Genomic DNA, 22,985 nt, shown 5'->3' with positions numbered 1-22,985 from the left:
CGGCTTCGCCGGGCCGTCGGTGTTGCCCCCTGGAGGGGGGAATCGAGCTACACGAAGTGAGCAAGGAACGGGGGTGGGCATTACCGGCTGCTCGCTACCGGATACACGCCTTGCGGGCGCCAGAGAAGGACGGCAACCATCAGGAAGATGCTCGCGAACTGCGTGAGGGTCGGCACCAGGAAGCCGATGTAGTTGGTCATCAGGCCGACCAGCAAGGCGCCGATGAGCGCCCCACCCGTCGAGCCGAGGCCGCCGATGATGATCACGATGAAGATCAGCACATTGACCTGCGCGCCCATCTGCGGAATCAGGTTCTGCTGGAACAGCCCCCACATCACGCCGCCCAGGCCGGCCAGCGCGCTGCCCACCACGAACACGCCGACGAACAGCCGGCCGATGCGGTAGCCGAGCGACTCGACCATCTCGCGGTCCTGCACGCCCGCGCGGATCAGCAGGCCGATCTTGGTGCGCCCCAGCGTCCAGGCCAGCAGGCCGAACACCAGCACGCCGACACCGACGGCCAGCAGGCGGTATTTGCTGATCGCCGCCTCGGCCACGAAGACCGAACCACGCAGCGCTTCGGGCAGCGGCAGCGGGATCTGCGCCGGGCCCCAGATGACCTTGATCAGCTCCTCGCCGATGATCATCCCGCCCATGGTGATCAGGATCTGCTTCAGATGCTGGCCGTACACCGGGCGCACGATGAAGCGCTCGAAGGCCAGCCCGATGGCCCCGGCCACCGCCATCGCCGCCAGCATCGCGGGGAACACCGCGACGAGGTTGCGCCAGAGCTCGCCGGAACCGGTCCAGTCGCCCATCAGGCCGAGCACGGTGCTCGCGACGAAGGCGCCGAGCGCGATGAACACGCCATGGCCGAAGTTGAGCACGTCCATCAGGCCGAAGATCAGCGTGAGGCCGGAGGCGATGATGAAGATGATCATCCCCATCGCCAGCCCCGCCACGGTGAGCGTGAGCCAGGTCGACAGCGAGCCGGTGAGCGGCAGCGCGATCAGCGCGAGCACCGGCACCAGCGCGAGCGGCTTCCAGTCCAGGTCGAACGTCTTCATAGCGCGAGACCCAGGAGGGATTGCTGCAGCGCCTCGTCCGCAGAGAACGCGTCCATGCGTCCGCTGTGCACCACGCGGCCGTTGTCCATGACGGCGACCGAGTCGCCCAGCCGCTGGGCGAAGTTGATGTTCTGCTCGACCAGCAGGATCGTGACACCCTGCGACTTGAGCTCGGCGAAGGCGTCGATCATGTTGTTGATGATGGCGGGCGCAAGGCCCTTGCTGGGTTCGTCCACGATCAGCAGTTCGCGCGGCTCGACGATGGCGCGCGACACCGCCAGCATCTGCTTCTGGCCGCCCGACAGCTTGCCGGCCGGGTGGTTCCAGAACTTCTCGACCGCGGGAAAGAGCTTGAAGATCCACTTCAGGCGCGCGTCGTCGAGCTGGTCGACGTTCTTGGCGCCGCGGGCCGCGAGCAGCATGTTCTCCTTGACCGTGAGGTCCGCGAAGATGCCCATGTTCTCCGGCACGTAGGCGATGCCGAGGCCGGCGATCTGCGGCGTCTGCAGCGCGGTGATGTCGCGCTCGCCGAAGCGCACGCCGCCCTGCGACGCATGCCACAGGCCCATGATGGTCCGCAGCGTGGTCGTCTTGCCGGCGCCATTGCGGCCGAGCAGCATGGTGAGCTGCGCGCGCGGCACGACGAGGTCGACGCCGTGCAGGATGTGGTACGCGCCGATGTGCGTGTGCACACCCTGGAGCGTCAGCAGATTCGGGTTCGTCATCGGTCTTGCTCCTTCCCGTGCCGGAGGAAGGTCGGGATGGGGGCCAGCGGCGCGTGCAAGGTCATGCGGCCTCCTTCGCGACGCCCAGGTAGGCTTCCTGCACGATCGGCGAGGCGATCACCTCGGCCGGCTCGCCGTCGGCCACCAGGGTTCCGTTGTGCAGCACGATGATCCGGTCCGCCAGTTCGCGCACCACGTCCATCTTGTGTTCGACCAGCAGGATGGTCTTGGTCCGATCCTGCTTGAGCTTGCGGATCAGGTCGAGGATCACGGGCGCTTCGGCCGAATTCATGCCCGCGGTCGGCTCATCGAACATGAAGACCTTGGGTTCCAGCGCCATCAGCAGCGCGACCTCGAGCTTGCGCTGGTCACCGTGCGGCAGGCTCGCGACCGTGTCGTGTTCGCGGCTCTTGAGCGCGACATCGACGAGGATCTGGTCGGCGCGTTCAGTCAGCGCTGCGTGGTCGCTCCAGATGCTCCAGAGATTCAGGCCACGCCGATGCGCGCCCTCACGCGTCGCCTGAACCGCGAGCCGTACGTTCTCCAGCACCGACAGGTTCGGGAACAGGTTCGTCAGCTGGAACGCACGCCCCAGCCCGGCCCGCGTGCGCGCCGACGCCGGCAGGCCCGACAGGTCCTGCCCGTCGAGCGACACCGTGCCCGCACTCGCGCGCAGTTGCCCCGAGATCAGGTTGAAGTACGTGGTCTTGCCGGCCCCGTTGGGACCGACGATCGCGGTGAGCGTGCCAGGGGCGAACGCGCACGACACCGCATTCACCGCCACGTGCCCGCCGAAGCGGATGGTCAGATCTTTGGTTTCAAGCATGGAAGGAAGTTGAAGCCGGCCGGCGAAGCCAGGCCCGTTGGTGAAACACCGCGGAACCGGCTTTGCCGGGCCGCTGGTGTTGCCCCCTGAAAGGGGGTTGGCGGAGGCGGCACGCAGTGCCGGCGCAGCCTGGGGGTCAGCGTTTGTTTTTGATGGGGATGTCCATCTCTTCCGGCTTGATCTCATGCACCAGCTCCGGCACGCCCCAGGCAAACGCCGGGTCGACCTTGATCTTGAAGTGGTACATCGACTGCATCGCCTGGTGGTCTTCCTTGCGGAAGGTCATCTTGCCCTTCGGCGTGTCGAAGCTCATGCCTTCCATGGCCGTGATGAGCTTGTTCGTGTTGGTGTCGCCGTTGGTCTTCTTGAGTGCGGTGACGACGGCCATCGCGGCCGAGAAACCACCCGCCGTGAAGAAGTCCGGCGGCGACTTGAACTGCTTGTAGTGCGCCGACACCATCGCGTCGTTGACCGGATTCTTCGGCAGGCCGAAGTAGTAGTAGGCCGCGCCTTCCATGCCCGGCAGGCTCTTGTAGGCCACCATCGCCGGCAGGATGTTGCCGCCGGTGGCGATCTCGATGCCGTAGCGCTTCAGGTCGAGGTCGACGATCTTGAACGGGTTGCCCGCACCGGCCCAGACGATCCAGATGATCTTGCGGCCCGGGATGTCCTTGAGCTTGTCGATCAGGCGCTGCGCACCGGCGGTGAAGTCGGTCGTGGCGGGCGGCAGGTATTCCTCGTGCACCAGCTTCGCCTTCTTGATGGCGCCGGCAAAGGCCTTCACGCCGTCGCGGCCGAAGGCGTTGTCCTGCGCCAGCGTCGCGATCGTGACGCCGGGCTTGTCGACCGCCACGGCGTTCGAGATCGCGTCCTGCGACGAGTTGCGGCCGGTGCGGAAGATGTACTTGTTCCACTTGTCGCCGGTGATCGAGTCGGCCACGGCCGGCTCGACGATCAGCACCTTCTTGTATTCCTCGGCAACCGGCAGCATGGCCAGCGCCACGCCCGAAGCCGTCGGGCCGACGGCCAACGCGGCCTTGTCGTCGGAATAAGCAGCGGCCAGCAGCGACTTGCCGAGGTCGGGCTTGCCTTGGTCGTCCTTCTCGATCACGACCAGCTTCTTGCCGTTGACCGTCATGGTGCCGCCGGTGGCGTAGTCCAGGCCCATCATCAAGCCGGTCTGCGTCTGCTTGCCGTAGGCTTCGAGCGCGCCGGTCTTGCTGTAGATGTGCGCAATGCGGATCTCGTCCGACTGCGCCTGGGCCGCGCCGTGCGCGAGAACGCCGACGCCGCAAAGTGCAGCGACCGCAAAGAGATGGCGACGAATCATGCTTTTGTCTCCTGAGTGAATGACTGAATATTGCACAGTTCATGCCAGGCAGCGAAGCCTTGATTTCAAAGGGATTTCCCTTGTGGCCTTGGCGATGGAGACCATTCTTCAGACAGTCATCGTGACTGAAATCTGGACACCTGTCCGTTTTTTTCTCAGGGTTTTCCACAGCTGTCGGCAAGTCGGAAATGATCCGTCGCCACGATGCCCGACTTCACGTAGGCGGCGTTCTGCTATGCAGAAAACGGGGTTTCGTGCGCCTTAGCATTGCGCTCAGACCTGTCGCCAAAGACAGGCCTCGGCCTCCCGGCCTGATCCATTTCAAAGGAACTGTCATGTACATCAAGAATCTGCGCACCCTTACCACCATCGCCGCCGTTGCGGTCTGCAGTGCCGCATTCGTGGGCTGCACCACCACCCGTCCTGGCGATACGGGCAGCAGCACCTCCTCGCGTTCATCCATTGATGCGCAAGTCGATGCGTCGCTGTCGAAGCTGTACGACACGGTGCCTGGCTCGCGCGAAATGGTCGCCAAGTCGGCCGGCGTTCTCGTGTTCCCGGCGGTGGTCGGCGCCAGCTTCGGTGTCGGCGCGGAATACGGTCGCGGCTCGCTGCGCACCGGTGGCCGTACCCAGGCTTACTACAGCACGACCGCTGGCTCGATCGGCTTCCAGGCCGGCGCGCAATCCAAGGCCGTCATCTATCTGTTCAACACCCAGGACGCACTGGCCAAGTTCCGCAACAGCAAGGGCTGGACCGCGGGTGCCGACGCCACCGTGGCCGTCGCCAACATCGGTGCCAACGGCAATGTCGACACCAACACCATCCGCCAACCGGTGGTCGGCTTCGTGCTGACCAATGTCGGCCTGGAAGCCGGCGTGTCGGTGCAAGGCGCGAAGATTTCCGAGATCTCGCTCTGAGCTAGCGCCTGAAGAAAAGCATCCGGGACCAGCAAGGCTGGTTTCGTGATGCCTGCGCATTCGGCCTCGCTTTGCGAGGCCGTTTCGTTTGGCACACGGCGGGCGTCCCGTTCAAAAAAAGCCGCGCGATGCTCAGGCCGTCTGGCCCGCCTATTCATGCAGGCGACCATCTGCGCCTTCGAAGACCTCGTTCTCGATCGCGAGCAGACAAAGAGATCGGAAGCGCCTGAAATCGCTCAATGCCCTGCCGCTCTACCTCCAGATGCCTTCGAGCGCCTGGACGCTGGCGGGATCGTCGGCGCGCCACCTTTCGTCGTCGCGCAGACGCACGTAGATGCGTTCCAGAGGAGCAAGCGACTGATCGGGCGCTTGCCGATGTGCCGCCTCGATGATGCGCACGAACATCAGGATGGTCTTGAGCGAGTTCCATTGTTTCGGCGTGCTCTCCTTGAGTCTGATCGCGGCGTCTGACGCCGATATCGAAGGCGACTTCGCACATATCCGCAGGATCTTGAGGTCACGCTCCGCGCTCTCCTTCGCTGCAGCAACGGTACTCGGCCTGACACGCGTCCCAGGCAGATGACCGTTGTTGATTGCGATCCACATCAACGGCAACACATCAGCAACACTCCGCCTGCTGATTTGTTCGGGCGCGATGCGAAGGGCGATCCGTTGACGAACCTCATCGGTCGTCAGCTCGGGGTTGTCCTTGGCCACCGCATAGACATGCGACGCCACGTTATGCGGCGTCGTACCTTGCGAAACGTCTTTCATCGCCATGAAGTAACGCCGTATCGGGTCTATCGCCTGCGCATTCACGGTTGACCAGGCGCCGGCGCTGGTATTCAGCGCAGCCACCAAGTCTTGTGTCGACATCTTGGGATTGGCGGATAGCAATTCGAGCACCTTGAGACTGCGCGCTGCGTAGGCAGCGGGCGTCACAGGTTGCTGAAGCGACGCCGCCGATGGCTGTGCAGAGCTCGACCCCACCGACGCCTCGATCCGCTCGGCGTGCCGCTCACCGCTCGATCCCAGGCTGCCAACAGCTCTTCGCTTGCGGCTCCGTGGAACGTCCGTCAGGGACTCCACCTCTTCGCCAAGGGCGCGCTTCTGCGCACGTGCGCTTTCGATGGCCGGCCTCTGCAGCGCCAAGGCGGTCTTCCAGCGCTGCTCGGTCTCGTGAGATGTATCTGGCGGCACGAGCAGCTCGCCCACAACGCCGCGAAGCAGCTTCCAGACTTCTTCAGGCATCTGGTCGACTGCGGTCGGGCTGATGCCATTGAGATCGAGCGTTCCGCTGTTGCCGGCTTCTTCGAAGAGATCGGCCAGCACGGCGCACTGCGGGTGGGATGCAACACTCTGGTAGATCGCCAACTGAAAATGCAGCGCATCGGTATCCACGCCTTGCTTGCCGCGCGCATGAGCGATCGCGGAGCTGCCAGCCGCATCCGTGGTCGTGGGTTCGCTTGGATATGCGCCACCTGGTTCGGCGCTGAAGATGTCGTGCGAGTACGACCCGTGCGGCTCGCCGGGCACGAACCCTTGCCAGGTCGTCGCGGCCACCCTCGACACCGGCAATGCAGTGGTCGTGCCGATCTGCCCCGGGGGAAGAACCGGCAGGTTCGCGCCCAGGCCCACGTCGGCCAGTGGCCTGGGGCGGGTGGAGATCGTTTTGATCTGATCGTCGGGCATCGCAACTTGCAGAGGTCTGGCCGGAAAGGCCAAAAGGACAGTCTTGCCATCGTGGGACAGCCGCCCTCACCCGCAGGCGCAACAGACGAAACAGCGTGGGCCTACCCGAAGCCCGCTGTGGGCGGTGCCTGCATCCGGTCGTACAGCGTCGCGCGCGAAATGCCCAGCAGACGGGACGTCGCCAGCTTGTTGCCGCCGGTCGAGGCCATCGCGGCAGCAATGGCACGACGCTCCAGCTCGGCGATCTGCTCCGACAGCGGACGCAACAGGCCCGCAGCTTCATTGGACATGTCGGAGAAGAGTTCCGGCTCCGGCGCGGCAATCTGTTCCAGTCCGGTTTCGGCGAGCACGCGCTTGATTTCCTCGGCATCGATGCGCGTGGCGTCGCTGCGCATCGCGACCTGCTCCAGCACGTTGCGCAACTCGCGCGTGTTGCCGCGCCAATGCTGCGCCGCCAGCAACGCGAGCGCGTCGGGCATGAGTTCGGGCGGCGCCTCGCCGCTGCGTTGCGCCATGTCTTCGCCCAGGGCCTCGACCAACGCGGGAATGTCGCTGCGCCTTTCGCGCAGCGGCGGCACGCGCAACGGCAGCACATTCAACCGGTAGTAAAGGTCTTCGCGGAAGCGCCCGTCGCGCACGAGTGCCGGAAGATCGCGCGAAGTCGCCGCGATCACACGGGCATCGAAGGGCACCAGCTTGTTGGAGCCCAACGGTTCGATCTCACCTTCCTGCAGCGCGCGAAGCAGTTTCGCCTGTAGGCCCATCGGCATGTCGCCGATCTCGTCGAGAAACAGCGTGCCGCCGTCGGCCAGCTTGAACTTGCCATCGCGCCCCTTACGGTCGGCGCCGGTGAAGGCACCAGGCGCGAAGCCGAAGAATTCGGCCTCCAGCAATGTGTCGGGCACGGCCGCGATGTTGAGGCTGACGAATGGGCCCTGCGCACGCGCGGACGCCGTATGAATCGCGTGCGCCAGCAACTCCTTGCCGGTGCCGGTCTCGCCGAGCAGCAGCACGGGGCTCGACGACTGCGCGGCTCGACGCGCGTGGCGCTTGACGTCGACCGCAGCCGGACTGCTGCCGATGAAGCTGGCAAAGGTGTATTTGGCGCGGCGCTGGCCGTCCGGCGTTTGCCGCAGCAGCGGATTGGCACGTTGTGTCGCAAGCTCACGCCGCGCATCGTCCAGGTCACGTTGCAGCATCGCGAACTTGCTGATCAATGGCTGCAGCGTGGTTTCGGGGTGATCGAACAACACGATGCCGATCGCGCCGATCACCTCGCCGGGCACGCTGCCCGCATCGCCTTCGCGCTCCTCGTGAAGCGGTATGCGACTCACGACGAAGGTACCGGCCTTGTTGGTCAGCAGGTCGATCAGGATCGGCTTGCCGGTGTCGAGGACCTGCCGCATCTGCGTGTTGTGGATCACCTCCTCGACCGGCCTGCCGAGGAACTGATCGATGGACGAGAAACCCAGTGCTGGCAGGAAGCGTTTATAGCCTTCGTTGACCCAGACGATGCGCCCGCTGCGGTCGACCAGGAACATGCCCTGGCTGATGCTGGAGAACAAATGGAACATCGAGCGCGCGGCGAGCGCGAGGATGCCCTCGGCATCGAGCGGCAGCCCGGGAGCTGCAGGTTTGACGGGGGCCGAAGACGGCACAACGGGAGCGGCGGACATGGGCCGGATCGTAGCGTGCAGGCCGAACCGTGAATTTCAGTAGCGTCGACCTCCGCGCTGCGCATTGCAGGATGGCCGGCAGCGCAATCGTCCGGCCATGGGAAAACCGAGTCGATCAGTCTTGACCAGAGGTGGCAAGCACCGCTTCAAGCATTCGCTGTTGGGTTCGATTCAAGTTCCAATTACCGCGATTGTCCAAAAGCCACCACAGGACTTCATCGAAGGTCAAGCCTTCGGAGACGAGAAAAGCACCGATCGCGGCAAAACCGGCAGCACCGACCAATGCGAGTATGTTGTCCCCTCGCGGATCAGCTGGCTGAGGGGGCAGGTTCAACAAGAAATCGAAGGCGCTGCTGAGGGAATTGACACAAAGCTGCCCCAAGACATAGCCCACCGCCGTCGATTCCAGAATCGTCGCTACGGCAGCCACTACTTTTTTAAGCTTTCGTTCGTTCTGAGGCTGGACGGCTGCAACTGCGAGCTTGTTCACACCATCCGCCGCGGCAGAAAACAGGTTGCCTGCGACGACGCGAGGCAATCCCGACAGACCTTCCAGGGCCGCACCTCCAAGGCTCCTCGCGAAATGGTAGGCACAGTGTTCCGCTTGCGCAAATCCACTTTCATTCTGGACAGAGCCGGCCGGCAATTTTTTCTCTAAGCCATTGACCATGGTCATAATTTCTCCCTGCGAATCAGGTCCGCACATGCAAATCGAACGGTAAAAACTTGAGCAACACTTCTGTGTTGTATTAATTGCTGGAGATCTCCTTGACGATCATCCATCGCGCGTTTTGCTTCTTCATGCGCAGTTGCTTCCGGCTGTCCATTTTTGTTTTTCCAGCCTGATACTGCTGCAAGAAATCGACAATGGCCTCGTCACCTGCCGTCGCGATACGCATGTCTTTCAGCTGCACGTCGATTGCCGACTGCCCGGCGATGCGGGCGCGACGCGCTTCCGCCCACGCCCTACGGGACTGATTGCCGGATGGCAAGAAGTCATCACCATAGTGCGACAGGTATTTTTCGACATCGAGACGTGCCCAGTCACGTGCCCAGTCCTGGACCGATTTCCTGATCTCTTCCTGTATCGGATCCGTTCCCTGAAGACTTGCCGACGGGTTGAAAGAAGACTGCGCACCCGCCTCTTGCGTTTTCTGCCTCGGGGAAGCGCTCGCCTCGGCAGACGCTACGGATGCCAATTCCGTGGGCCTTTTGGCCGTCATCGTGCGCGCAGTCGCTCCACCGGTCGGCACGATGTCGTTCACAGCAAACACTTCCTTGAGTATTTTCTTTTTTGCCATGATCAGAGGTGCGATGTCCGCGCCCCCCTTGGCCATTGATTTCTCATAGAAGGAATTGGCAAGGCGCGCATGCACATCGCCCAGACTCTGAAGTACGACGGCGTCGTTCTCGTCCAGTTGAAGCGCAGACTCCAATGCTTCCCTGGCCTTGCCGTATTGCTTCTGCTTCATGAGCAGAACGGCGAGATTGCTGAACGGCTGCGACAGGGATGGGAAATCCCGTGTCAATTTCGAAAATGTCGCAATGGCCTCGTCAGACTTTCCCAGATCGCTCTCGACGACCCCCTTGTAGAAAAGAAGATCCGAGTCGTTCGCACGAGCAAGCAGGTACTCATCGATCTTTCTCAATGCGACGCCATACTGCCTGGAGTCCATGAGCTGCAGGATGTCCGGATAGTTCTCCGCCTGGCAGGAAAACGCGGTCAAGCCCGTTGCGAGGACCAGCAGACAAGTCAACAGAAACCCGGCCGTGCGTTCAGTCTTCAACATGGAGCCCCGCTCATCAAAGAACACAGCTTGAACGTCCCGGCCCCGACGAAGCCGAGCCCGCCCGAAGACCCGCACATCCCGGCGAAGCACCAATCGGGGTGCGAAAAACGCTTGGTCGCCATGGCAACAGCTCAGAAGGGTTAAATCAATCAAACGATTGATCTTCATGCTTTAATTTCCGCTATGCCAGCCTCCCCGCCTTCCACCGCGCCGCCCGCCCGCACCCCGCGCAGCGACGGCGTCGAGGCGCGCAGTCGACTCCTCCGCGCGGCGCTCGGGCTTTTTGCCGACCGAGGATTCGCCAAGACATCGACCCGCGAGATCGCACAGGCTGCAGGCGCCAACATCGCTGCCATCAGCTACTACTTCGGCGACAAGGCGGGTCTCTACACCGCATGCTTCACCGAGCCGATGGGCGGCAATGCCGGGGACCTGATCGCACAGTTCGACGTCGAGGGTTTGCCGCTCGACGCCGCGCTTCGCATCTTCATGGCGGGGTACCTGGAACCACTCAAGCACGGCGAAACGGTGCGACAGTGCATGCGGCTGCACATGCGCGAACTGGTCGAGCCGACGAGCCAGTTCCTCATCGAGATAGACCGCGACATCAAAGGCCCGCACGAGGCGCTGATGCGCGTGCTGTGTCGCCACATCGGACTGGAACGGCCCGATGACGACATTCATCGACTCGCCATCTCGGTGACCGGGTTGACCCTGCAACTCTTCGTCATGCAGGACGTGATCGACATGTTGAATCCTGCCCTGCTCGGCGCGCCCACACCCATCGACACATGGGCGGACCGGATGGTCCGGTACGCTCTGGCGATGGTTGCCGCCGAGGTCGATCGGCGAAGCGAAGCGCCACCCTCGTCGCCGCCCCTTTCCATCTCCACCACCCAGCGGGCGCCAACCCGCCGCAGCAAGAGACAAGGCCCATGAGACCTTCGCGATACCGTCCCCGCTTCCTGCCACGCGCGCCGATGTTGTCGGTGGCCAGCCTCGCCGCCGCCCTGGTATTGAGCGCCTGCAGCCTGGCACGCCCTCCCGCGCAGGTGAGCACCCTGGCGCCCGCGCAATGGAACACGCCGCTGCCGGCCGGCTGGGTCGGCCCGGCGGGCGTCGGCAACCTGCCCACGCTGACCGACTGGTGGCGCCAGCTAGACGACCCGCTGCTGGTCGAGCTGATCGGTGCGGCGCAGGACGTCAGCCCTACGCTGGCCAGCGCGGCAGCCCGCATCGCCGAGGCACGTGCCACGCGCGTTGCCGCCGGCGCCGCGCTGCTGCCCAGCCTGGACGGTTCGCTGTCCGGAACCCGCAGCAATTCGGGCTCGAGCGTCGGCAGCACCGGCGGTCTTTCCACCGTGCCGATCACCACGCTGCAAGCCAACGTGCAGTCGAAGTGGGAAGCCGACCTGTTCGGCCGACTCGGCGCCGACCGCGATGCGGCCGAGACCCGGCTGGCGAACGCCGACGCGAAATGGCACGACGCACGCGTCTCCGTCGCCGCCGAAACGGCCAACGCCTATTTCGCCGAACGCGCCTGCGCCCAGCAGCTCGCCGTCGCGGAATCGGATGCGCGATCGCGCGGCGAAACCGCACGGCTGACCGACCTGTCCGCCCGAGCCGGCTTCACCGCACCGGCCGACGCGGCGCTGGCGCGTGCCGGTGCGGCCGATTCGTCGGGCAAGCTCACGCAGCAACGCGCCCAGTGCGACGTGCAGCGCAAGACGCTGGTCGCGCTGACCGGCATGGACGAGCGCGAACTGGCGCAGAAGCTCGCGGCGGCGCCGGGCCAGCGCGCGCTGCCGGCGATGCATGCCGTCGCGAGCGTGCCGGCCGCCTTGCTGATGCAGCGCCCAGACGTGTATGCCAGCGAACTCGCGGTGGCCGCGGCCAGCGCCGACGTTGGCTCGGCCGAGGCCGAGCGCTATCCACGGCTGACGCTCTCGGGCTCGATCGGCCGGTTGCAGTACCGCACCTCGGGCTTCCAGCAGACCATGGACAGCTGGTCGGTCGGCCCGCTGACGCTGACGGTGCCGCTGCTCGACGGCGGCGCACGTGCGGCCAACACCGATGCCGCCAAGGCACGCTACGCCGAAGCGGTCGCGCTGTACCGCAACGACGTGCGCCAGGCCGTGAGCGAGGTCGAACAGGCGCTGGTCAACCTGCAGGCCACCGACGCGCGCACGGGCGACGCCGACACGGCCGTGAAGAACTACCAGGCATCGTTCGACGCCACGCAGGCGCGCTACCAGAGCGGGCTCGCGAGCCTGTTCGAACTGGAAGACGCGCGCCGCACGTTGTTCGCGGCGCAGACCTCGAGCGTCGCGCTGCAGCGCGAACGCGCCGACGCGTGGGTTTCGCTCTACCGCTCGACCGGCGGTGGATGGACACGCCCCGCGCCGGGCGCTACCTCCGATGCGACATCCGCGTCAGTCACCGCAGCCACGACGGCACAGACCACTTCCGCGAAACCATGAAATCCATGAAACGTTCCACCCTCGTCCTCACGCTCGTCGCCGCGCTGGTCGTGGCCGGTGTCGCCGTCTGGCTGGTGCGCGGCAGGTCCGCCGATGGCGATGCCGGCAAGCCCGCCGGCGCCGCCGCGGCGGCAGCGCGCCCTTCGCTGACCGTCACGGTCGCGCCGCCCGAGTCCACCGAACTCAACCTGACGCTCGCCGCCAACGGCAACATCGCCGCCTGGCAGGAGGCCAGCGTCGGCTCCGAGTCAGCCGGACTGCGGCTCGCCGAGGTGCGCGTGAACGTCGGCGACCAGGTCCGCAAGGGCCAGGTGCTCGCGACCTTCTCGCCGGAAACCGTCAATGCCGACGTGGCGCAGGCACGCGCGTCGCTGGCCGAGGCCAAGGCCAACGCCGCGGACGCCGCCGGCAATGCGGCGCGTGCGCGCACCCTGGAGCAGACCGGCGCGCTGAGCCAGCAGCAGATCAACCAGTACCAGACCACCGAACAGACCGCCAAGGCCAAGGTCGAAGCGGCCGAAGCCGCCCTCGCCGCGCAGCAGGTGCGCGGACGCAACACGCAGGTGCTGGCACCCGACGATGGCGTGATCTCCGCGCGCACCGCCACGGTCGGCAGCGTGGTGGCATCCGGCACGGAGCTGTTCAGGCTGATCCGCCAGGGCCGGCTCGAATGGCGTGCGGAGGTCACCTCGTCCGAGCTGGGCCGCATTGCGGTCGGCACGCCGGTCGTGGTGGTGGGTGCCAGCGGCGCGCAGGTGCAGGGCAAGGTCCGCAGCGTTGCGCCCACGGTCGATCCGCAGACGCGGGCGGCGCTGGTGTATGTCGACATTCCCAACGTGCAGCAGAACGGTGCCATCAAGGCCGGCATGTTCGCGCGCGGGGACTTCCAGTTGGGCCGGTCCAACGCGCCGACGGTGTCGCAGGCCTCGGTCGTGCCGCGCGACGGCTTCAACTACCTGTTGCTGCTGCAGCCCGACAACCGCGTGAGCCAGCTCAAGATCGAGACCGGCCGCCGCGTCGCCGATCGCGTCGAGGTGCTCACGAAGCTGCCGGCCGACGCCAAGGTCGTGGTGCAGGGGGCGGGCTTCCTGAACGACGGCGACCTGGTGCGGGTGAGCCCCGGCGAAGGCAAGCCATGAACGTCTCCGCCTGGTCCATCCGGAACCCGATTCCGGCGGTGATGCTGTTCGTGCTGCTCACCTTCGGCGGGCTGCTGTCCTTCAACGCGATGAAGGTGCAGAACTTTCCCGACATCGATCTGCCCACGGTCACGGTGTCGGCATCGCTGCCCGGCGCAGCGCCGTCGCAGCTCGAGACCGACGTGGCGCGCAAGCTCGAGAACTCGATCGCCACCATCCAGGGCCTGAAGCACATCACGACCAAGGTGCAGGACGGCGCGGCCACGCTGATCGTCGAATTCCGGCTCGAGAAGCCGGTACAGGAAGCGGTCGACGACGTGCGCTCCGCGGTGCAGCGCGTGCGCGCCGACCTGCCGGCCGACGTGCGCGACCCGATCGTCACCAAGCTCGACTTCGCGGCGCAGCCAGTGCTGGCCTTCACCATCGCGTCGAGCAAGCTCGACCCCGAGGCGCTCTCGTGGTTCGTCGACAACGACGTGACCAAGAAGCTGCTCGCGCTGCCCGGCGTCGGCGCGGTCAACCGCGTGGGCGGTGTCACGCGGCAGGTGCACGTCGATCTCGACCCGGCCAAGTTGCAGGCGCTGGGCGCGACGGCGTCCGACATCTCGCGCCAGTTGCGCCAGGTGCAGACCGAAAGCGCCGGCGGCCGCACCGACCTGGGCGGCAGCGAGCAGCCCGTGCGCACGCTCGCCACCGTGCAATCGGCCGACGAACTGCGCGACATGCAGATCCCGCTGTCCGACGGCCGGCGCATCCGCCTCGACCAGGTCGCGCGCATCAGCGACACCATCGCCGAGCCGCGTGCCGCGGCGCTGCTCGACGGCAAGCCGGTGGTTGGCTTCGAGGTGGCGCGCAGCCGCGGCGAGAGCGAAGTCGCGGTCGGCGCGGCGATCCAGAAGGCTCTGGTCGACCTGCGCGCGCAGCATCCCGACATCGAATTGAACGAGGCCTTCAATTTCGTGCAGCCTGTGCAGGAGGAATACGACGGGTCGCTGCACCTGTTGTACGAAGGCGCGATCCTCGCGGTGATCGTGGTGTGGCTGTTCCTGCGGGACTGGCGCGCGACCTTCGTGTCGGCCGTGGCGCTGCCGATGTCGGTGATTCCGGCCTTCATCGGCATGCACCTGCTGGGCTTTTCGATCAACGTGATCTCGCTGCTCGCGCTGTCGCTGGTGGTCGGCATCCTGGTGGACGACGCGATCGTGGAGGTCGAGAACATCGTGCGGCACCTGCGCATGGGCAAGTCGCCGTTCGACGCCGCCATGGAAGCCGCCGACGAGATCGGGCTGGCCGTGATCGCGACCACCTTCACGCTGATCGCCGTGTTCCTGCCGACCGCCTTCATGAGCGGCGTGGCCGGCAAGTTCTTCAAGCAGTTCGGCTGGACCGCTTCGCTCGCGGTGTTCGCGTCGTTGGTGGTCGCGCGGATGCTCACGCCGATGATGGCGGCCTACATCCTGAAGCCGATCGTCGACGCCGAGAAGGAAGCCGGCTGGCTGCGCATCTACATGCGCTGCGTCGAGTGGTGCATGCGCAACCGGCTCGCGACGATGGCGCTGGCCACGGTGTTCTTCATCGGCTCGCTCGCGATGATCCCGCTGCTCAAGACCGGCTTCATCCCGCCGGACGACAACTCGCAGACGCAGGTCTACCTGTCGCTCGCGCCGGGAGCGACGCTGGCCCAGACCACGGCCACCGCGGAAGAGACGCGCAGGCGGCTCATGAAGATCGACCACGTGCGCAGCGTCTACACCACGGTCGCCGGCGGCAGCGCGGGCGGCGACCCGTTCGCGAGCTTCGGCACGCCCGAGACGCGCAAGGCGACGCTGACGATCAAGCTCGATCCGCGCGGCGACCGGCCGCGCAAGCAGGTCATCGAGAACCAGATCCGCGCCGCGCTCGAATCGCTGCCCGGCGTGCGCAGCACGGTCGGCCTCGGCGGTTCCGGCGAGAAGTACATCCTGGCGCTGAGCGGCGAAGACCCGGCCGCGCTGAGCACGGCCGCCCGCGCGGTCGAACGCGACCTGCGGACCATTCCCGGGCTGGGCAACATCACGTCGACCGCCAGCCTGATCCGGCCCGAGATCGCGGTGCGCCCGGACTTCGCACGCGCCGCCGACCTGGGCGTGACGAGCTCGGCCATCGCCGAGACGCTGCGCGTCGCCACCCTGGGCGACTACGACCAGTCGCTGCCCAAGCTCAACCTGGCGCAACGCCAGGTGCCGATCGTGGTCAAGCTGGAAGACTCGGCACGGCAGGACCTGGCGCTGCTCGAACGCCTGTCGGTGCCCGGCGCGCGCGGCGCGGTGATGCTCGGCCAGGTCGCCACGCTCACGGTGGAAGGCGGCCCGGCCGTGATCGACCGCTACGACCGCTCGCGCAACGTGAACTTCGAGATCGAGCTGTCGGGCGTCGGCCTGGGCGATGCCAAGACCGCCGCGATGGCGCTGCCGTCGATCCGCAACCTGCCGCCCGGCGTGCGCGTGGCCGAAGTGGGCGACGCCGAGGTGATGACCGAGCTGTTCAACAGCTTCGGCCTGGCAATGCTCACCGGCGTGCTGTGCATCTACATCGTGCTGGTGCTGCTGTTCAAGGACTTCCTGCATCCGGTGACCATCCTGTGCGCGCTGCCGCTGGCGCTGGGCGGCGCCTTCGTCGGCTTGCTGATCGGCCAGAAGGCGCTGTCGATGCCGTCGCTGATCGGGCTGATCATGCTGATGGGCGTGGCCACGAAGAACTCGATCCTGCTGGTCGAGTACGCGATCGTCGCGCGCCGCGAGCACGGCATGAGCCGCTGGGACGCGCTGCGCGATGCCTGCCACAAGCGGGCGCGGCCCATCATCATGACGACCATCGCCATGGGCGCCGGCATGCTGCCGATCGCGGTCGGCTTCGGCGCCGCGGATTCGAGCTTCCGCTCGCCGATGGCGGTCGCGGTGATCGGCGGACTGATCACGTCCACGGTGCTCAGCCTGCTGGTCGTGCCGGCCGTCTTCACCTATATCGACGACGTCGAGCACTGGCTCAAGCGGACGGTGCGCCGGCTGCGCGGGAAGCCGGCCGACCCGCATGTCGACGACGACCTGAAACAGCCCGCGCCGTGAGCGCCGCGAGAACACGTACGTGATGCACGTCAGGTACGTCATATAAGGCGAGAATCCGCGACCATGCGTTTGCTCCTCGTCGAAGATGAAGCCGAAATGGCGTCCTGGCTCATGCGGGCCTTCAAGCAAAGTGGCTTCGTGCCCGACCACGCGCCGGATGCCGCAACGGCCGAGTCGCTGCTGGCCGCCGGCGACTACGACGCGATGGTGCTCGACCTGCGCCTGCCCGACCGGCATGGCCTGGCCCTGCTGGCCGACCTGCGCGAAGGCGGCAACCGCACGCCCGTGCTGGTATTGACTGCGCAGGGTTCGCTGCAGGACCGCGTCAAGGGCCTGAACGTGGGTGCCGACGACTTCCTGACCAAACCCTTCGCGATCGAAGAACTCGAGGCACGCCTCGACGCGCTGGTGCGCCGCGCGCGCGGCAGCGCGCATGCGGCGCTGCAATGCGGCACGCTGTCGCGCGCGCACGGCAGCCGCGCCTTCACACTGGACGGCGTGCTGCTGCAGCTCACGCCGCGCGAGAGTGCGGCGCTGTCGGTGCTGCTGGCACGCAGCGGTTCGCCGGTGGAGAAGTCGCAGCTCTCCAGCAAGGTCTTCCCCGCCGACAGCAACGCCGGCCCCGACGCCATCGAGCTGGTGCTGCACCGGCTGCGCCGCAAGCTGGCCGGTGGCGACGTGCGCATCGTCACCGTGCGCGGCCTCGGCTACATGCTGGAAAGCGTGGGGCATGAGCAGCCCGAGGACTGAGGCACGACCGGAAGCCCGGCGCTTCGGTATCCGGGCGCGGCTGCTGACGCTGCTGCTGCCCTGCATCCTCGGCCTGCTGGCCCTCGACAGCTGGGACGACTACCGGGCCTTGCAGAGGCTGGTGCAGGACTCCTATGACCGCGTGATGCTCGAGTCGGTCCAGGCGCTGCGCAGCAGCGTCACGGTCGCCGCCGACAAAACGCTGCAGCTCGACGCGACGGCGTCGCTGGTGCAGCGCATGTTCGACGCGTCGAGCCCGCAGGGCAAGCACCTGTACGTCGGCCTGAAGCCGGTCGACGCGGCCGGCTCCCCGGCGGAGCGCGTCCTGCTGGGCGACGCCGGGCTGCCCGCGCCGCCCGATCGGTCTTCGCTGCCGAACGCCGCCCATTCCGCCCATGCCGCCGGCGATGCCTCGACGGTCTGGTACGACGGCGACTACCACGGCGAGGCGGTCCGCGTCGTCGCGCTGCGCAGCCGCCTGGTGGACGGCGCGGGGCGGCCTTTCGACCTGCTGGTGCAGGCAGCCGAAAGCACCGCGCCGCGCGACCTGGCCGAAGCGGTGTCGCGCCGCCAGCAACTGTTCCGCGATGCGCGGATGGTGCTGGTCGTGGTGGCGCTGGTCTGGCTCGGCGTGACCTGGTCGCTGCGCCCGCTCGAACGGCTGCGCCGCTCCGTGATGCGGCGAAAGGGCCAGGTGCCGGAATTGCTCGACGGCAGCGGCGTGCCCTACGAGGTCGCGCCGCTGGTGGACGCGGTCAACCAGCACGTGGCCAGCTACCGGAAGCTGCTCGACCAGCAATCGCAGTTTCTTGCCGACGCATCGCACCAGTTGCGCACGCCGCTCGCCATCATGTCGACCCAGGCCGGCGTTGCACTGCGCGAGAAGGATCCCCGGCAGTGGCACGACACGTTGCGCGCCATGGTCTCGCAGATCGCGCGCAGCAGGCGGCTCTGCGAGCAGTTGCTGTCGCTCGCGCACGCGAGCGACAGCTCGGCGTCGCCCGACAGCGCATCGGCGTACGCCGATCTCAACGCGATCGCCAAGGACGTGGTCCTGCAATACCTGACGCTGGCGCACGAGAAGGACCAGGACCTGGGTTGGGTCGACGCGCGCACGGGCGGCGGCAGCGGGGGCAGCGACGGCATGGCCGTCCCGGTTCGCGCGAATGCACCGGAGTTGCACGAGGCACTGTCCAATCTCGTGCACAACGCCATCGTCTACACGCCCGTCGGCGGGAACATCACGGTGGCGGCCCGCATCGTCAATGGGCTGGCACTCGCGGAAGTGCGTGACGACGGCCCGGGCATCGCGGGCGCCCGGCGCGCCGAGGTGTTCGAACGCTTCAGCCAGGCCGATGGCCGCACCGGCAGGACATCGCGCGGGGCGGGACTCGGACTGGCCATCGCACGCGCCTATGCGCAACGCAACGGCGGCGACATCGTGCTGGCCGATGCAGACGACGACGCCGGTGCGCCCGGCACCGGCCTGCGCGCGGTCCTCCAGCTGCCGCTGGCCGACATGCACCAAGGCTGAGCGCGCCACGGAACGAGGGCGCCGGGCGCCGCACCAGCTTCGTTTTTTCGGCACATCCCGCCTCGGCACGAGGTGCTTTCACTCATGGTGACTACTGTTAGTGATAACACGTATTTTGAGTTAGCACCTTCCAAATGAAAGCAGATTGGAAGCGTCGCTCCCTACGATTCGCCGCCAACCGGACCTCCGAAATCCTGCGCCCACGCCGGCGCAACGAGGCCCGGCATGAATCCAAAGGAGACCCTCGAGCATGCTTCCCCCCCCTTCCCTCGTCCGGCCTGTTGAAAGGCATACGTCATGTTGAAGAACCGCAACTTCGTCAAGGGCGTGTTCCTCATGCTCATCGCGCTGGGTTTCGGCACCGTCGCACTCGGCTACAAGGTGGGTGAACTCGCCCGCAGCGGCCCCGGCCTGTTCCCGGTGATGATCAGCGGCTTCCTGTTCCTGATCGGCCTGCTCACGACGGTGCGTTCGTTCTTCGTGCCGCCCGTCGCGCTCGACTACAACATCAAGAACATCACGCTGATCCTGCTGAGCCTGGTCGGCTTCGCGGTGATCTCCGAGCACATCAACATGATCCTCGGCATCGTGTTCCTGGTGTTCGTGTCGACCTTCGCGGGCACCTCTTACTCGGTGTCACGCAACATCAAGATCTCCATCGGCCTGATCGCCGTGGCCTTCGCGTTCAAGAACTTTCTCGGCCTCCAGCTGCCGCTCTACTGATGGACGTCCTGCACAACCTCGCGTTCGGATTCAGCCATGCGCTGACGATCCAGAACCTTCTTTACTGCGCGCTCGGCTGCACCGTCGGCACGCTCGTGGGCCTGCTGCCCGGCCTCGGCCCGCTGTCGACCATCAGCCTGCTGCTGCCGCTGACCTATTCGATCCCCACCGGCGGTGCGCTCATCATGCTGGCCGGCATCTACTACGGCGCCCAGTACGGCGACAGCGTCAGTGCCATCACGATGAAGATCCCGCATGCGAGCAGCATCGTGGCCTGTATCGATGGCTACCAGATGACGCTCAAGGGCAAGACCGGCCTCGCGCTGTTCACTGCCGGCATATCGAGCTTCATCGGCGGCACGATCGCCATCGTCGTCCTGTCGACGATGGCACCGGCGCTCGGTGAAGTGGGCTTCCTGTTCGGCCCGGCCGACTACTGCGCGCTGATGCTGCTGGGCTTCTTCTGCGTGAGCTTCGTCAGCAGCGGCAGCCTGCTCAACGGCCTGGCGATGGCCATGGTCGGCGTGCTGCTCGGCATGGTCGGCACCGACGTGAACAGCGGCGTGGCGCGCTACACGATGGGCCTGCCCTTCCTGATGGACGGCATCGGCCTGATCAGCATCGCGCTGGGCTGCTTCGGCATTGCCGAGGTGGTGAAGAACCTCGACAAGAAGAACGTGCTCACGCCCTTCAACGGCAAGATCAAACTCATGCCGACCTGGCCCGAATTCAAGCGGATCCTGCCCAGCGCGCTGCGCGGAAGCGTGATCGGCTCGGTGCTGGGCATCCTGCCCGGCGGCGGCCCGACCATCGCCCAGTTCGCCGCCTACGCGGCCGACAAGCGATTCAGCAAGTACAAGGACGAGATCGGCACCGGCTGCATCGAAGGCGTGGCCGGCCAGGCCGCAGCCGACGAAGCCGCTGCACGCACCAGCTTCATTCCGCTGATGGCCATCGGCATTCCCGAAAACCCGGTGATGGCGCTGATGATGGCCGCCTTCATCGTCAAGGGCATCCAGCCCGGCCCCGACATGATCGCCAGCCACCCCGACCTGTTCTGGGGTCTGGTGGCCAGCATGTGGGTCGGCAACGTGTTCCTGGTGGTGCTCAACGTGCCGCTGGTGCGCTACTGGCTGTCGGTGTTCAAGATCCCTTACACCGTGCTGTTCCCGGCGATCATGTTCTTCTGCTGCGTCGGTACCTTCAGTATCAACAACAGCCTGGACGACATCTACACGACCGCCGTGTTCGGCCTGGTCGGCTACCTGTTCATGCGACTGGACATGGAGCCGGCACCCCTGATGCTGGGCTTCATCCTCGGGCCGATGCTCGAGGAGAACTTCCGCCGCGCGATGCTGTTGAGCCGTGGCGACTTCAGCGGCTTCGTCACGCGTCCGATCAGCGCCACGCTGCTCAGCGTGATCTCGATCGTGATCATCTGGCAGACCGTCTCGTTCTTCCGGGCTGCTCGCAAGAACAAGAACAAGCCGGCGCTTGCGGCGGCCGAGGACACCGCGCCCGTGGCGAGCTGAGCGTCAGTCCTCCCCAGCCACTCGCCAGCCGCTGCGCTGGCGGTACATTCAAAAGCCCCCTGTCCGCCATGCGGTCAGGGGGCTTTTTGTATTCAGACGACGGCACGGCGCAAAAAAAGGCCGGCCCCATGACGAGGCCGGCCTTGCGGGGGCACGCAAATCAGGCGTCGAGCTGTGCGAGCCGCAGACGCTTGCGGTCGCTCATGCGCTTGGCGATGCGCGGCAGCAGCAGCACGGCCAGCACGATGACGATCAGCACGATCGACATGGGGCGCTGCACGAACACCGTCGCGCTACCCTCGCCGATCGACATGGCATTGCGCAACTGCGCTTCGGCGAGCGGGCCGAGGATCATGCCGACGACCACGGGTGCGGTCGGGAAATCGAAGCGCCGCATGACCACGCCCAGCACGCCGATCGCATACAGCAGGAACAGGTCGAAGGCGCTCTGGCGCATGCCGTAGGCGCCGACCGTCGCGAAGATCAGGATGCCCGCATAGAGCTGCGGCTTGGGGATCTTGAGCAGCTTGACCCAGAGGCCGACCATCGGCAGGTTCAGCACGAGCAGCATCACGTTGCCGATGTAGAGCGAGGCGATCAACGCCCAGACCAGCGCAGCCGAGGTGGTGAACAGCTGCGGACCGGGCTGGATGCCGTAGTTCTGAAACGCGCCCAGCAGGATCGCCGTGGTGTTGGAGGTCGGGATGCCCAGCGTGAGCAGCGGAATCAGCGCAGCCGTCACCGTCGCGTTGTTCGCAGCTTCGGGTCCGGCCACACCCTCGATCGCGCCCGTGGTGCCGAATTCGGCCTTGGCGTCCTTGTCCTTGGCCAGCTTCTTTTCCGTCGCGTAGCTCAAAAAGGTCGGGATCTCGGTTCCACCGGCCGGGATGCAACCGAAGGGCGTGCCGATGGCGGTGCCGCGCAGCCAGGCGGGAATCGAACGCTTCCAGTCGCGCTTGCTCATGTGCACGCGGCTCAGCTTGTTCTGGCCCTCGACGACCTTGCCTTCATACAGCACGGCGTAGAGCACCTCGGCCACGGCGAACAGGCCGACGGCCACCAGCACGATCTCGATGCCGTCGAGCATCTCGGGAATGCCACCGGTGTAGCGCCCCTGGCCCGAGATCTGGTCGAGGCCGACACAGCCGGCCGCCAGGCCGATGAACAGCGCGGTCATGCCGCGCAGCGTGCTCTTGCCGAGGACCGCACTCACCGTGGTGAAGGCCAGCAGCATCAGCAGGAAGTACTCGGGCGGGCCGAGCTTGACGGCGAACTCGGCAACGTAGGGCGCGAACAGCGTGACGATCACCGTGGCGATGGTGCCGGCCACGAACGAGCCGATGGCCGCGGTCGCGAGCGCAGCACCCGCGCGCCCGCTCTTGGCCATCTTGTTGCCTTCCATGGCTGTCACCATGCTGGCGGTCTCGCCGGGCGTGTTCAGCAGGATCGACGTGGTCGAGCCGCCATACATCGCGCCGTAATAGATGCCCGAGAAGAAGATCATCGAGGCCGTGACGTCCACCTTGGCGGTGATCGGCAGCAGCATGGCAACGGCCACGGCCGGGCCGATGCCGGGCAGCACGCCGACAGCGGTGCCGAGTGCACAGCCGACCAGACACCAGAGCAGGTTGACGGGCGTGATGGCGGCGGCAAAGCCGGCCATGAGGGCGTTGAAGATGTCCATTCAAGACTCCCGA

Annotated in this window: 18 protein-coding genes; 9 read left to right on the top strand and 9 right to left on the bottom strand. The window is 66.0% G+C overall.

Annotated features, from left to right (window positions below):
- Positions 1 to 80 precede the first annotated feature (80 nt).
- The 4 genes from AC07PZ_RS25415 to AC07PZ_RS25400 form a co-directional block, all read right to left on the bottom strand.
- Positions 81 to 1,067 (bottom strand): branched-chain amino acid ABC transporter permease, encoded by a 987-nt coding sequence (locus AC07PZ_RS25415; protein WP_495297933.1) that lies wholly within the window; start codon positions 1,065 to 1,067, stop codon positions 81 to 83.
- Positions 1,064 to 1,792 carry an ABC transporter ATP-binding protein gene (locus AC07PZ_RS25410; RefSeq protein WP_495297932.1) on the bottom strand — a complete coding sequence of 243 codons (729 nt, stop codon included), beginning with the start codon at positions 1,790 to 1,792 and terminating at the stop codon, positions 1,064 to 1,066. Before AC07PZ_RS25410 ends, AC07PZ_RS25415 begins: the two co-directional genes overlap by 4 nt.
- A 61-nt stretch (positions 1,793 to 1,853) precedes the next feature.
- Positions 1,854 to 2,618 (bottom strand): ABC transporter ATP-binding protein, encoded by a 765-nt coding sequence (locus AC07PZ_RS25405; RefSeq protein WP_495297931.1) that lies wholly within the window; start codon positions 2,616 to 2,618, stop codon positions 1,854 to 1,856.
- Between the two features lie 136 nt (positions 2,619 to 2,754).
- Complete coding sequence (locus AC07PZ_RS25400; protein ID WP_495297930.1) at positions 2,755 to 3,948, bottom strand: substrate-binding domain-containing protein; 1,194 nt, start codon at positions 3,946 to 3,948, stop codon at positions 2,755 to 2,757.
- A gap of 335 nt (positions 3,949 to 4,283) precedes the next feature.
- Between AC07PZ_RS25400 and AC07PZ_RS25395 the strand changes: the two genes are divergently transcribed.
- Positions 4,284 to 4,868, top strand: a complete 585-nt coding sequence (locus tag AC07PZ_RS25395) for a BPSL1445 family SYLF domain-containing lipoprotein (protein WP_495297929.1) — start codon at positions 4,284 to 4,286, stop codon at positions 4,866 to 4,868.
- Positions 4,869 to 5,120: 252 nt separating this feature from the next.
- On the opposite strand, the gene AC07PZ_RS25390 is transcribed toward AC07PZ_RS25395, so the two are convergent.
- The 4 genes from AC07PZ_RS25390 to AC07PZ_RS25375 all read right to left on the bottom strand — a co-directional run bounded on the left by AC07PZ_RS25390 (position 5,121) and on the right by AC07PZ_RS25375 (position 10,194).
- Positions 5,121 to 6,560, bottom strand: a complete 1,440-nt coding sequence (locus tag AC07PZ_RS25390; protein WP_495297928.1) for a hypothetical protein — start codon at positions 6,558 to 6,560, stop codon at positions 5,121 to 5,123.
- A gap of 101 nt (positions 6,561 to 6,661) precedes the next feature.
- Positions 6,662 to 8,236, bottom strand: coding sequence for a sigma-54 interaction domain-containing protein (locus AC07PZ_RS25385; protein WP_495297927.1), 1,575 nt, complete (start codon positions 8,234 to 8,236; stop codon positions 6,662 to 6,664).
- 115 nt (positions 8,237 to 8,351) lie between these two features.
- Positions 8,352 to 8,912, bottom strand: a complete 561-nt coding sequence (locus AC07PZ_RS25380; RefSeq protein WP_495297926.1) for a hypothetical protein — start codon at positions 8,910 to 8,912, stop codon at positions 8,352 to 8,354.
- Between the two features lie 73 nt (positions 8,913 to 8,985).
- Positions 8,986 to 10,194: a L,D-transpeptidase Cds6 family protein gene (locus AC07PZ_RS25375; RefSeq protein ID WP_495297925.1), complete on the bottom strand. Its 1,209-nt coding sequence runs from the start codon at positions 10,192 to 10,194 to the stop codon at positions 8,986 to 8,988.
- 15 nt (positions 10,195 to 10,209) lie between these two features.
- Here AC07PZ_RS25375 and AC07PZ_RS25370 point away from each other — a divergent pair, with 15 nt between their 5' ends.
- From AC07PZ_RS25370 to AC07PZ_RS25335, 8 genes are all read left to right on the top strand, one after another.
- The gene (locus tag AC07PZ_RS25370; protein WP_495297924.1) at positions 10,210 to 10,965 is read left to right on the top strand and encodes a CerR family C-terminal domain-containing protein; all 756 of its coding nucleotides are present in this window, start codon (positions 10,210 to 10,212) and stop codon (positions 10,963 to 10,965) included.
- A 41-nt stretch (positions 10,966 to 11,006) separates the two neighbouring features.
- A complete protein-coding gene (locus AC07PZ_RS25365) occupies positions 11,007 to 12,506 on the top strand; it encodes an efflux transporter outer membrane subunit (protein WP_495297993.1) in 1,500 nt (499 codons plus the stop codon).
- Positions 12,503 to 13,645 carry an efflux RND transporter periplasmic adaptor subunit gene (locus tag AC07PZ_RS25360; RefSeq protein ID WP_495297923.1) on the top strand — a complete coding sequence of 381 codons (1,143 nt, stop codon included), beginning with the start codon at positions 12,503 to 12,505 and terminating at the stop codon, positions 13,643 to 13,645. The genes AC07PZ_RS25365 and AC07PZ_RS25360 overlap by 4 nt, the downstream gene beginning before the upstream one ends.
- Positions 13,642 to 16,749, top strand: a complete 3,108-nt coding sequence (locus tag AC07PZ_RS25355) for an efflux RND transporter permease subunit (RefSeq protein ID WP_495297922.1) — start codon at positions 13,642 to 13,644, stop codon at positions 16,747 to 16,749. Before AC07PZ_RS25360 ends, AC07PZ_RS25355 begins: the two co-directional genes overlap by 4 nt.
- Positions 16,750 to 16,812: 63 nt before the next feature.
- A complete protein-coding gene (locus tag AC07PZ_RS25350) occupies positions 16,813 to 17,499 on the top strand; it encodes a response regulator (RefSeq protein WP_495297921.1) in 687 nt (228 codons plus the stop codon).
- A complete protein-coding gene (locus tag AC07PZ_RS25345) occupies positions 17,480 to 19,033 on the top strand; it encodes a sensor histidine kinase (RefSeq protein ID WP_495297920.1) in 1,554 nt (517 codons plus the stop codon). Before AC07PZ_RS25350 ends, AC07PZ_RS25345 begins: the two co-directional genes overlap by 20 nt.
- Before the next feature lie 297 nt (positions 19,034 to 19,330).
- Positions 19,331 to 19,756: a tripartite tricarboxylate transporter TctB family protein gene (locus tag AC07PZ_RS25340; RefSeq protein ID WP_495297919.1), complete on the top strand. Its 426-nt coding sequence runs from the start codon at positions 19,331 to 19,333 to the stop codon at positions 19,754 to 19,756.
- Entirely contained in the window at positions 19,756 to 21,288 is a 1,533-nt protein-coding gene (locus tag AC07PZ_RS25335; protein WP_495297918.1) for a tripartite tricarboxylate transporter permease, read from the top strand. Before AC07PZ_RS25340 ends, AC07PZ_RS25335 begins: the two co-directional genes overlap by 1 nt.
- Positions 21,289 to 21,448: 160 nt before the next feature.
- Here the strand turns inward: AC07PZ_RS25335 and AC07PZ_RS25330 are convergent, their stop codons facing one another.
- On the bottom strand, positions 21,449 to 22,972 hold the full coding sequence (locus tag AC07PZ_RS25330; RefSeq protein ID WP_495297917.1) for a tripartite tricarboxylate transporter permease: 1,524 nt from the start codon (positions 22,970 to 22,972) through the stop codon (positions 21,449 to 21,451).
- Positions 22,973 to 22,985 lie beyond the last annotated feature (13 nt).

This window comes from Variovorax sp. GW821-FHT10B04 (assembly GCF_059415645.1).
This window is presented reverse-complemented; position numbering and strand designations above follow the sequence as displayed.

Coding starts and splice junctions, on each gene's coding strand:
- AC07PZ_RS25415 (WP_495297933.1), bottom strand. CDS start 1,067: ATGAAGACGTTCGACCTGGACTGGAAGCCGCTCGCGCTGGTGCCGGTG.
- AC07PZ_RS25410 (WP_495297932.1), bottom strand. CDS start 1,792: ATGACGAACCCGAATCTGCTGACGCTCCAGGGTGTGCACACGCACATC.
- AC07PZ_RS25405 (WP_495297931.1), bottom strand. CDS start 2,618: ATGCTTGAAACCAAAGATCTGACCATCCGCTTCGGCGGGCACGTGGCG.
- AC07PZ_RS25400 (WP_495297930.1), bottom strand. CDS start 3,948: ATGATTCGTCGCCATCTCTTTGCGGTCGCTGCACTTTGCGGCGTCGGC.
- AC07PZ_RS25395 (WP_495297929.1), top strand. CDS start 4,284: ATGTACATCAAGAATCTGCGCACCCTTACCACCATCGCCGCCGTTGCG.
- AC07PZ_RS25390 (WP_495297928.1), bottom strand. CDS start 6,560: ATGCCCGACGATCAGATCAAAACGATCTCCACCCGCCCCAGGCCACTG.
- AC07PZ_RS25385 (WP_495297927.1), bottom strand. CDS start 8,236: ATGTCCGCCGCTCCCGTTGTGCCGTCTTCGGCCCCCGTCAAACCTGCA.
- AC07PZ_RS25380 (WP_495297926.1), bottom strand. CDS start 8,912: ATGACCATGGTCAATGGCTTAGAGAAAAAATTGCCGGCCGGCTCTGTC.
- AC07PZ_RS25375 (WP_495297925.1), bottom strand. CDS start 10,194: ATGAAGATCAATCGTTTGATTGATTTAACCCTTCTGAGCTGTTGCCAT.
- AC07PZ_RS25370 (WP_495297924.1), top strand. CDS start 10,210: ATGCCAGCCTCCCCGCCTTCCACCGCGCCGCCCGCCCGCACCCCGCGC.
- AC07PZ_RS25365 (WP_495297993.1), top strand. CDS start 11,007: ATGTTGTCGGTGGCCAGCCTCGCCGCCGCCCTGGTATTGAGCGCCTGC.
- AC07PZ_RS25360 (WP_495297923.1), top strand. CDS start 12,503: ATGAAATCCATGAAACGTTCCACCCTCGTCCTCACGCTCGTCGCCGCG.
- AC07PZ_RS25355 (WP_495297922.1), top strand. CDS start 13,642: ATGAACGTCTCCGCCTGGTCCATCCGGAACCCGATTCCGGCGGTGATG.
- AC07PZ_RS25350 (WP_495297921.1), top strand. CDS start 16,813: ATGCGTTTGCTCCTCGTCGAAGATGAAGCCGAAATGGCGTCCTGGCTC.
- AC07PZ_RS25345 (WP_495297920.1), top strand. CDS start 17,480: ATGAGCAGCCCGAGGACTGAGGCACGACCGGAAGCCCGGCGCTTCGGT.
- AC07PZ_RS25340 (WP_495297919.1), top strand. CDS start 19,331: ATGTTGAAGAACCGCAACTTCGTCAAGGGCGTGTTCCTCATGCTCATC.
- AC07PZ_RS25335 (WP_495297918.1), top strand. CDS start 19,756: ATGGACGTCCTGCACAACCTCGCGTTCGGATTCAGCCATGCGCTGACG.
- AC07PZ_RS25330 (WP_495297917.1), bottom strand. CDS start 22,972: ATGGACATCTTCAACGCCCTCATGGCCGGCTTTGCCGCCGCCATCACG.